The 10,286-nt window shown below is 35.3% G+C and carries 10 protein-coding genes; all 10 read right to left on the minus strand.

From position 1 onward, the window contains the following. Positions 1 to 152: 152 nt before the first annotated feature. The 10 genes from glpX to MWH25_RS11980 all read right to left on the minus strand — a co-directional run bounded on the left by glpX (position 153) and on the right by MWH25_RS11980 (position 10,013). Entirely contained in the window at positions 153 to 1,127 is a 975-nt protein-coding gene (gene glpX, locus MWH25_RS11935; RefSeq protein WP_248627879.1) for a class II fructose-bisphosphatase, read from the minus strand. Between the two features lie 177 nt (positions 1,128 to 1,304). Continuing rightward, positions 1,305 to 2,150 carry a class II fructose-1,6-bisphosphate aldolase gene (gene fba / locus MWH25_RS11940; RefSeq protein ID WP_248627880.1) on the minus strand — a complete coding sequence of 282 codons (846 nt, stop codon included), beginning with the start codon at positions 2,148 to 2,150 and terminating at the stop codon, positions 1,305 to 1,307. Positions 2,151 to 2,232: 82 nt separating this feature from the next. Continuing rightward, entirely contained in the window at positions 2,233 to 2,871 is a 639-nt protein-coding gene (locus MWH25_RS11945; RefSeq protein ID WP_248627881.1) for a hypothetical protein, read from the minus strand. A 94-nt stretch (positions 2,872 to 2,965) separates the two neighbouring features. Next, positions 2,966 to 3,700, minus strand: coding sequence for a hypothetical protein (locus MWH25_RS11950; protein ID WP_248627882.1), 735 nt, complete (start codon positions 3,698 to 3,700; stop codon positions 2,966 to 2,968). Positions 3,701 to 3,808: 108 nt separating this feature from the next. Continuing rightward, entirely contained in the window at positions 3,809 to 5,020 is a 1,212-nt protein-coding gene (gene ilvA / locus MWH25_RS11955; protein ID WP_345947261.1) for a threonine ammonia-lyase, read from the minus strand. A gap of 140 nt (positions 5,021 to 5,160) precedes the next feature. Next, positions 5,161 to 6,756 carry a CTP synthase gene (gene pyrG, locus MWH25_RS11960; RefSeq protein WP_248627884.1) on the minus strand — a complete coding sequence of 532 codons (1,596 nt, stop codon included), beginning with the start codon at positions 6,754 to 6,756 and terminating at the stop codon, positions 5,161 to 5,163. 131 nt (positions 6,757 to 6,887) lie between these two features. After that, the gene (locus MWH25_RS11965; RefSeq protein WP_248627885.1) at positions 6,888 to 7,043 is read right to left on the minus strand and encodes a XapX domain-containing protein; all 156 of its coding nucleotides are present in this window, start codon (positions 7,041 to 7,043) and stop codon (positions 6,888 to 6,890) included. A gap of 139 nt (positions 7,044 to 7,182) precedes the next feature. Then, positions 7,183 to 8,850 (minus strand): arginine--tRNA ligase, encoded by a 1,668-nt coding sequence (argS, locus tag MWH25_RS11970; protein ID WP_248627886.1) that lies wholly within the window; start codon positions 8,848 to 8,850, stop codon positions 7,183 to 7,185. A 179-nt stretch (positions 8,851 to 9,029) separates the two neighbouring features. Then, positions 9,030 to 9,446, minus strand: coding sequence for a YwiB family protein (locus tag MWH25_RS11975; protein ID WP_248627887.1), 417 nt, complete (start codon positions 9,444 to 9,446; stop codon positions 9,030 to 9,032). 123 nt (positions 9,447 to 9,569) lie between these two features. Further along, positions 9,570 to 10,013 (minus strand): DUF441 domain-containing protein, encoded by a 444-nt coding sequence (locus MWH25_RS11980; protein WP_248627888.1) that lies wholly within the window; start codon positions 10,011 to 10,013, stop codon positions 9,570 to 9,572. Positions 10,014 to 10,286: the final 273 nt, after the last annotated feature.

Consider the following 10,286-nt stretch of genomic DNA (forward strand, 5'->3'; position numbering starts at 1 on the left):
GTAGATTGTCTTCACAATACTAGGCGATACTTTTCATATCGCAACAGATCACACCATAATTGTAATAAAGCTTCACTCCAAAACCCTATAATACAAAAAAACATCTTAAGTTAACGCCAATGACTCAAAATTATAAAATAAACTTTAGAAGATTAAAATGATAATTTCTTCTTCTCTAAATTATGAACTGCCTCAACAAACCTTACAGTTCCTGTTTTAGAACGCATTGCCAATGAATGAGTCCTAACTTGATTTGCTTCAAACCTAACACCTTTTAATAATTCCCCATCTGTAACCCCTGTTGCAGAAAAGATAATATCATCTCCTGCAGCTAAATCTTCTAACCTTAAAGCAGCCTCTACATCTTCTAAGCCCATTTTACGAGCCCTTTCTATCTCTTCTTCACACTGAGGGACTAACCTTGCCTGCATATCTCCCCCTAAACACTTCAAGCCACAAGCTGCCAATACTCCTTCAGGAGCCCCACCAATTCCCATCATCAAATCAACTCCAGTATCATTTAAAGCGGTTGCTAAGGCAGCAGCAACATCACCATCACTGATCAATTTTATCTTGGCCCTTGTCCCTCTAACTTGCTCCATTAATCCTCCAACCTTACGATGGCGTGGCTTATCTAAAATTACAACTGTCACTTCCCTTGCTGGTTTACCCATTACCTTAGCAACCAATTCTATATTCTCTTCAACTGTTAAGTTAATGTCTATTACCCCTGCAGCCTGAGGGCCAACTGCAATCTTATTCATATACATATCCGGAGCATGTAATAAATTTCCTCGTTGAGCTACTGCTAGAACTGATAGTGCATTGGGACGCCCTTGAGCAATAATTGTTGTCCCTTCTAAAGGATCAACTGCAATATCTACTTTGGGCACTTCCCCATCTGCAGTTCCTATTTCTTCTCCAATATAAAGCATTGGAGCTTCATCTATCTCACCTTCCCCAATTACAACTTGTCCGTCAATATCAACTGTATCAAACATTTTACGCATAGCATCTACCGCTGCCTGATCTGCACTCTCTTTATCTCCTCTACCCATCCATTTAGCCGAAGCAATTGCTGCAGCTTCTGTCACTCTTACAAATTCAATTGCTAACTCTCTTTCCATTATTATTTCCTCCAGTTCATAATTTATTATAATATTAGATATTTTTAACTTAATTAGAATTTGATATTAAGTTTTAAACAAAAAATAATCTACAACCTTTTAAAAAGCATAGGTGCCTAAATAATAAAAAAAGGAGCAGAATTTAATCTGCTTCCTTTAAAGTTATATTTTTATTATTTAGGCTTTATTATCGCTACCAAATAATCTAATCTTCTCTTTTACTGCTTCTTTCATAGCATCCCTTCCTGGTCCACAAATCTTACGTGGATCATAAATATCAGGATCTTCAAGTACTTCTCTTACCTTAGCAGTCCAAGCTTGTTGGAAAGCAGTATTAACATTGATCTTATTAACACCTAGCTCAATTGCTTTAACAACGCTTTCTTCAGGTACACCAGAAGCACCATGCATTACTATCGGAAGATCAATTCTATTATTAACCTCAGCTAATAACTCAAAATCAAGCTCAGGCTCTCCTTTATAAACACCATGTGCTGTACCAAAAGCAACAGCTAAAGCGTCAACATCTGTTCTTTCTACAAACTCTACACACTCATCTGGATCAGCTAAAGAAGCACTCTTAACAACATGATCATCTTCAGCTCCACCAATCTTACCCAACTCTGCCTCAACAGTAACTCCTACTGCATGAGCAGCTTCAACTACTTTTTGAGTTAGGGCAATATTTTCTTCGAAAGGTGATTTAGAACCATCAATCATTACCGAAGTAAATCCATTTCTAATACACTCAATGATCTTACTGAAATCACTACCATGATCAAGGTGAATTGCTACTGGTATATCAGCATTTTCAGCAGCAGAAATAGCCATTGGCAAAGCAAGGTGCATATCCATATACCTCAAAGCTCCTTCACTTGCTTGCAAAATAACAGGTGACTTCTCTTCTTCAGAAGCTTCAATAATTGCTTGTAAAAACTCTAAATTATTCATATTAAAGCCACCTACTGCATAATCTTCTTGGTTGGCCCGTTCCAAAATTTGACTCATTGGCACTAACGACATTTTTTACAACCCCCCTTTAGAAATTACCATAATAATTATTCCGTGACTTACATTAAAACTCCTTTTTAAAATTAAAAATCTTTTAATTTGTCCTCTCTAAAGCACTAACTACTCCTTCTAAGATCTTAACTTTTCTTAATTTTTTTAAAAATAACAGATCATCTTTAGTTTCTGCATTAATATTGATTGCTCCATAACATTGGTGACAGGTTAACTTAATTTTACCTGGTAACATTTCAATCTCTATATCCTCATTTCCGCATTGACAGGTTAATCCACTGTTTTCAGCAATGTCATGTAAAATATTTAAGACAGAGAGCATTACTTCTGGATTACTAAAATAATCTTCAAATTCTAGTTTATCCATCATTAGCTCTAAATATTCTTCCTCTAAGTCAGCTAACTTTTTAACCTCAACATAAGGCCCCAAATAACCTAATTCAGCTCCATTTTCTGCACACTTTATCTTCTTAACTTGATTAGACCATAACTCACTTTGAGTATAAAACACCCTATGCTCTAATTCACAAATTATACAATTATATTTTAATTGATAACGTTTAGAATTATTTTTAATTACTACTAACTTAGTAAAATCACAACTACACTTTATTTCTAATCTATTACTACCAGAAAAATAAAAGATATTAATTTCACTTAATTCCAACTCTCCACAAAAGGGACATCGCCAAGCAAAAGTAGTACTAAAATCGAGTAGCATTCCTCTCTCCCCTCCTCTAACATAGTTATTCTCTATTGACTTTGAAACTCCTCTTCATAAAATCAAAAAATGTTGCTCCAATTGGAACAACATTTTAAAGATGCTTAATATTTATTTGCTTCACTCCTTGTTTAAACTCTAATTTAACCCAATGAGCAGTATCTAACTCTTCAAAACCAACTGCTTCTTCTTGCTTAACTATCATTGTATCTGACCCTAATTGATAAGTCCTCGTCTCTGGCTCTAATCTAGTACCTACATTAACCTCAACCCTTTTATTATCGGAATCAAGACCAGTCACTATACCACTGATCTCATAATTGTGAATAATTACCTTTTGTAATTTATCTTCCAAACCTAACACTACTAATCCACTATCACCAGCTTGAATATCCTGTAATTCAACTTGATGATTATTCCGTAATAACTCTACTTGTTGATCAAGCTGATACTCAATCTCTTCTCTAGTATTCAAATTTTTAATTACTAGATACTCATCTTCAACTCTTTTAATTTGAGCAGGTATTGCTTTATAAGCTGCTGTTATCTCCTCTACTCGATCGTCGGCTAACTTAAGTCTAGCTTGTTGAAAAACATCTGGCATAATCGGCCTTAAAGCCGCTAATGAAACTTGATTTCCATTTAACTTAATTGAACTATTGAGTTGAACTTGATACTCTTCTATCCCTGCCTCACTTCTCAATAAAATACTACTCTGTTCAGAATTAACAGCAACTATTTCACCTGTTATCATTTCTGTAGCTGAAACCTCCATAACTCCAACAACTAAACCTAGTAATAAAATCATAATTATAACTACTCGCTTCATCACTTAGCCCCCTCGTATATCTTTTGTTAGTAATATTATTTACATTATCTAGAAATTTATACGAGGTTTTTTTATTTTTATCTAAAGTTTTAATTTAAGTGGAGAGGTTCACTGTATTAATTTTGTATCATAAACATCTTGATTTAATAATCTATAAACATGTTTAGAATGCTCTCGGTTCTTAGTCTCTAATTCCAACTCAACTTCAACCTGTCCAATACAGAGCTTAGGATGATAACGATTATGGTGAATTGAGATTACATTGGCCTCTAATTGAGCTACCTTCCTCAATAATCGTTGTAAATTTCCTGGCTGATCTTTAATAGAAGTTTTCAACTTGACCCTTCTACCAGCTTTAACTAAACCCCGTTCAATAATTCTTGCAATTATATTGAAATCAATATTTCCTCCACTGATTACTGCTACTACCTTCTTATTATTGATATTTAACTTTTGACTGAGTACAGCAGCAACTGTTACTGCCCCTGAACCTTCTACTACTAATTTGGCCCGTTCTAATAACATTAGGATTGCTTCAGTTATTTCTTCTTCACTTACTGTTATAATCCGATCAATATATTCTTGACAGATTTTATAAGTTAAGGAGCCTGGTTCCTTAACTGCAATTCCATCTGCAATTGTAACAGCAGAATCTAAGGCTACTATCCTCCCTTGGCCCAAGGAATCCTTCATTGAGGCTGCATTTTCCGCTTCAACCCCAACAATTTCAACTTCAGGCTTAAGCTCCTTTATCGCTAAAGCAATTCCAGAGATTAAGCCCCCTCCTCCAATTGGAACTAAAATAAGATCAAGATCTGCTAACTGCTCAATAACTTCTAATCCAATCGTCCCTTGCCCAGCAATTATATCTCGATCATTAAAGGGATGGAGAAAGGTTGCTCCAGTCTCTTGACATAATTCTTTTGCCTTAAGATAAGATTCATCATAGACATTTCCAGCTAATACTACCTTGGAACCATAATTTTTAGTAGCAGCTACCTTAGCAATAGAAGTTCCTTCAGGCATTACAATTGTTGATTTGATTCCATATTCAGTTGCTGCTAATGCTACCCCTTGAGCATGATTTCCAGCAGAAGAAGCAATAACTCCATAACCCTTCTCTTCCTGACTTAAATTTGCAATCTTGTTATAAGCTCCTCTGATTTTAAATGAGCCTGTCCTTTGTAAATTCTCTAACTTTAAATAGACATCATTATTACTAATCTTACTAAAAGTAGTCGAATAATCTAACTCCGTCTTATGTATTACCCCTGTCAGTCTTTGAGCCGCTTCTTTAATAACCTCTAAAGTAATCTCCATCATTAGTCCCCCCTCATCATAAAGTATGCTTTAACTTCAGAGAAAATATTAAAACTAAAACAATCTAGCGCCATAGTTTAAATCCAGGGGTAAGTAAAAAACCTCCTCTTCTAGATAGAAGGGAGGTTTAAAACATCTTTTTACTTTAAAGCTGCTTTTACAAAGCCTTTAAATAAAACATGAGGGCGATTAGGTCGTGATTTAAACTCAGGATGAAATTGACTAGCTACAAACCATGGATGATCAACAACTTCAACCATCTCTACCAATCTATCATCCGGAGAAACTCCAGCCAAGATCAATCCCTGCTCTGTCAACTTTTTGCGGTAGTGATTATTGAATTCATACCGATGGCGATGGCGTTCATAAATAACTTCCTGTCGATATAGCTTACGACTAACAGTATCCTCAGCTAATTTACAAGGATATAAACCTAACCTCATCGTTCCTCCTTTTTCTTCAATATCCTTCTGCTCAGGCATTAGATCAATTACTGGATGAGGAGTATCTACAAACTCCGAGCTATGAGCTTGACTTAACCCAACAACATTACGAGCAAATTCAATTACAGCACAATGCATCCCTAAACAAATTCCCAAATAAGGAACTCTATTTTCTCGTGCATAACAGGTTGCTTCAATCTTACCTTCAATTCCTCGATCACCGAATCCACCTGGTACTAAAACTCCATCAACCTCCTCTAAAAACTCCTCTGCCCCTTCTTCTTCAACATCTTCAGCATGAACCCATTTGATCTCAACATCTGTTCCATTAGCAATTCCTGCGTGCTGTAATGCTTCAAAAATACTGATATAGGCATCCTGTAACTCAACATACTTCCCAACGATTGCTATTTTAGTATTCTTATCTAAACTCTTCATACTCTTTACTAACTCTTTCCATTCATCTAGGCTCGGTTTAGATACTTTAGAGCGAAGTTTTAGCTTACGTAATGTTATCTTTGCCAACCCTTCTTCTTCCATGATTAATGGTACATCATAAATATAGTCTGCATCTTTAGCTTGGATAACAGCCTCTTTTTCAATATCACAAAATAGAGCAATCTTATCCTTAACTCCCTGAGTCAAGTCCCGATCAGACCGACAAACAATTACATCCGGTTGGATACCTAAACTACGCAATTCCTTAACACTATGTTGGGTTGGTTTTGTCTTTAACTCTCCTGCTGCTTTTAAATATGGAACTAAAGTACAATGAATATACATTACATTTTCCGAACCAAAATCACTCTTACACTGCCTAATCGCCTCTAAAAAAGGTAACCCTTCAATATCCCCAACAGTCCCTCCAATCTCAACTAATGCCACATCAACATCTTCATCATCACCTAACCGCTCAACTCTCTTTTTAATCTCATCAGTAATATGAGGAATTACTTGCACTGTTCCTCCTAAATAATCCCCTTTTCTTTCCTTGGCAATAACTGTAGAATAAATTTGACCTGTAGTAACATTTGAATTCTGATTCAAATCAATATCAATAAACCTTTCATAATGCCCTAAATCTAAGTCAGTCTCTGCTCCATCATCAGTTACAAAGACCTCTCCATGTTGATAAGGACTCATTGTTCCTGGATCTACATTAATATATGGATCCAATTTCTGAACAGTTACATTCAATCCTCTCTCCTTTAATAACCTACCTAGTGATGCTGCTGTAATTCCTTTTCCTAATGAAGATACAACTCCTCCAGTTACAAAGATATATTTTGTCATAATTAATCCTCCCCTAATATAGTTGTCAGGAATCTGTAGTCAGTAGTCAGTAAGTTCAAAACCAAACCAACAAAATAAAGAGACTAGAAAATTTGGAGATACTGACCCCTCCATCTTCTAGTCTCTGCTATTCACTTCCAAAGATTCATGATTATAAAACCTAAATAAATTCCAACTACCCCCATTACTCCTGCTAAAGTCGGAGGAGCTGGAACTGGCAAGCCCAACCACGAAAACAGTGCCCCAACAATTAAACCAGATATCATTGCTAATATAACTTGATTCACTTTTGCTCCCCCTTCCTTAATTAATTTACAATGTACAATTGACAATTGACAATTAAAAACCAAACCTTTAAAGACTAAAGGAATTTATAGCTTTTTTAATTATTCAATATTCAATGTTAAATATTAAATGTTAATCGCCTTACATATTTTCTGGAGCTGATATTCCCAACAACTCCAACAAATTAACTAATACCTGTTTTGTAGCTAATACCAACCTCAATCTTGCCTTCATTAAATCTCGATCTTCAACCAACACATAACATTTATTATAGAATGTATGAAATGCTGAAGCTAATTGATGAGCAAACCGAGCCATATGGTGTGGTGCTCTACTTTCTGCACTCTTAGCGATCTGATCAGGATAGTCAGCTAATTCTTTAAGTAAATTAATCTCAGCTTCTGTTGTTAATTTACTTAAATCTATCTCTTCTAAAGAATCAATTTCAATCCCTTCTTCTTCTACCTGTTCTAAGATACTACAAATTCTAGCGTGAGCATACTGAATATAATAAACCGGATTTTCTGTTGACTCTTGTTTGGCCAATTCTAAATCAAAATCCAAATGACTATCTGGACTACGCATTACATAAAAATAACGGGCTGCATCCTTACCAACTTCTTTAATCACATCACGCATTGTTACAAAATCACCAGCTCGCTTAGACATTGGAACCTGTTTTCCATCCCGTAGTAAAGTTACTAGCTGAACCAAAATAATCTGTAAAGCTTCCCGCTGATAACCCAACGCTTCAACTACTGCTTTCATTCGCGCTACATAGCCATGGTGATCAGCACCCCAAACATTAATTACCTCTTCAAACCCACGTTGATACTTATTTTGATGATAAGCAATATCAGCTGCTAAGTAAGTTGGACTACCATCTTCTTTAATTACTACTCGATCTTTGTCATCACCAAACTTACTGGATTTAAACCATAATGCTCCGTCCTGCTCATAAATTAATTGGTCAGCTTTTAATTTAGCAGCTACTTCCTCTATCTTATCAGAATGTAAGGTTCGTTCACTGAACCAATTATCAAATTTAATTCCGAAATTATTTAAATCAGCTTTAATCTGATCTAATAATTCTTGATAAGCATATTCCCTGAAATATTCAAGCTGACCAGCCTTAGCTTCTGCTAAATACTTATCTCCATCTTGCTCAACAATTTCCTGGGCCAACTCCGTAATATACTCACCTCGATAAGCATCCTCAGGTAATTCAACATCCTCTTCCAATAACTGCTGATATCTAATCGCTACAGATCTACCTAACAGATCCATCTGATTACCAGCATCATTGATATAATACTCCTTGCTGACATCAAATCCAGCTGTCTGTAAGATATTAGCCAAAACATCACCAACTACAGCCCCTCGACTGTGACCTACATGCAGTGGTCCCGTTGGATTGGCACTGACAAACTCAACCTGAATCTTCTTTCCTGCTCCTAAATCACCCTGTCCATAATCATCTGCTTGCTCTTCAATTTCAACAACTACATCATACAACCAATCAATACTGAAATAAAAATTAATAAAACCTGGCCCTGCTACCTCTATCTTAGCAATAAAATCTAAATCAGTTAAATTTTCTATAATCAACTGAGCAATTTCTCGTGGTGGCATCTTAGCTTGGCCCGCCAAAATCATCGCAATATTGGTAGCATAGTCACCATGGTTTTCATTACGTGGCGTCTCCAACTTAATCGGCGGAAGATCAATGACTTCTAACTGCTCTGCAGTTTCAATTGCTGACTTAATCTCCCCTTGTAATCTTGTTTGTAACTTCCGAATCAAAGACATGCTATTCCTCCTTAATATCAGTTGACAATTTACAATTGATAATTTACAGTTAAAAATCTTAAACCCTTAAAAAACAGACCCTAAAGCTTTATTATTCGGAATATTTCATAGTAATATCTAGATTTCTGGTTTAGTCTCTTAACGATTGACTCAGCCTCAACCTTAAACTTAAACTTAAGCTATTCTTTATATGTAACATTTAATTGATTACAACTAACAAGCCTCTGCTGTTCATACAGTCGATACTGAAGAACAACCTCTCCAGCTTGCTCTGTTACATTAACTCCTAATTTTTCTACTTCAATCTCTAAAGGCAATCTCCCATAGGGCGTTTGATAATCAAAACTTGTCCTCTTATCTGATATGAATTTCTGCGTTCCTCCTACTTTACCACGCCTAATCAAAGTTACAGTATCTTCTTTTATCTTTAAGGTTGTCTTAGTCCCTTCTAAACCTTCTAACACCTCTTCATATTTCAAATAATAAACTCCATTACGATAATATAATTTACCCGTTACTTGTGAAGAAAATTCTATCTCCTCTTGTCCAGTATCTTGTAGACTATTTATCTCAACCTCTACTTGACGGGCCAACACTATCGACCCCTTCCGTTTATTATTATCTGATATACACAATAAATAATTATATAGCTTAATTTGATCTTTTTCAAGCCTAAAACTCGAATTTTACCATATTTCCACAACTACTTAATCCATCTATTATGCAAACAATCTATATAATACAGCGGTAATTCCACTTGCTATTAAAGGGCCACTGGGCAATCCATTAAAGAAGGCAACTCCAAAGATAATACCTAAGACTAAATTGACTGTCACTGTAGGATCAGTTTCCATCAACCAAATACCTTCCCTAGTAAATTGAGTAACGGCTATCCCCATTATGATTCCAACTATAGCCAATGGCTCCAATAAACTTGTTAAGCCTCCTTCTATCTTTAACTCTTCTGTAGCTAATGGTGATAATACCCCTAACATAATTAAAACAATTCCTAATTTAACACTATAATTATCAATCAAATCTAATAAACCATCTAGCTTAAAGATTCTGGTTCCTAGTAAAACAGCTGCTGAAAATATTAATGAATCATTCTTAACAATTATTCCTAAAATTAAAATTATAACTAATACTAAATTAGTATCCATCAACTTAACTCCTTTCTGCAAAGAACAAAGTGGGCTTAAGCCCACTCACTCTATTTAACTAACGACTATTATTTTAAATTAATAGTTACTAATCACCAGTTACCAATATTATTTACAATTAATCTTTTATTATTAAAGAGTGTTTTTTCTGGCTACTGTTCTTATTGATAAACAACTCTAAAATAAAGGTTATTTGATGTGAACCTCTCCACCTAAATCAGAAACAAGATTTAGATGGAGCTTCTCCTACGAGTGGAAAAACCATTTCACTCT

Origin of the sequence: Natroniella acetigena (genome assembly GCF_023227745.1) — a bacterium.
GTDB classification, from domain to species: domain Bacteria; phylum Bacillota; class Halanaerobiia; order Halobacteroidales; family Halobacteroidaceae; genus Natroniella; species Natroniella acetigena.

Excerpts from the sequence above, each read along its gene's own strand:
- glpX (WP_248627879.1), bottom strand. The coding sequence starts at position 1,127 with ATGGAAAGAGAGTTAGCAATTGAATTTGTAAGAGTGACAGAAGCTGCA.
- fba (WP_248627880.1), bottom strand. The coding sequence starts at position 2,150 with ATGTCGTTAGTGCCAATGAGTCAAATTTTGGAACGGGCCAACCAAGAA.
- MWH25_RS11945 (WP_248627881.1), bottom strand. The coding sequence starts at position 2,871 with ATGCTACTCGATTTTAGTACTACTTTTGCTTGGCGATGTCCCTTTTGT.
- MWH25_RS11950 (WP_248627882.1), bottom strand. The coding sequence starts at position 3,700 with ATGAAGCGAGTAGTTATAATTATGATTTTATTACTAGGTTTAGTTGTT.
- ilvA (WP_345947261.1), bottom strand. The coding sequence starts at position 5,020 with ATGGAGATTACTTTAGAGGTTATTAAAGAAGCGGCTCAAAGACTGACA.
- pyrG (WP_248627884.1), bottom strand. The coding sequence starts at position 6,756 with ATGACAAAATATATCTTTGTAACTGGAGGAGTTGTATCTTCATTAGGA.
- argS (WP_248627886.1), bottom strand. The coding sequence starts at position 8,850 with ATGTCTTTGATTCGGAAGTTACAAACAAGATTACAAGGGGAGATTAAG.
- MWH25_RS11980 (WP_248627888.1), bottom strand. The coding sequence starts at position 10,013 with ATGGATACTAATTTAGTATTAGTTATAATTTTAATTTTAGGAATAATT.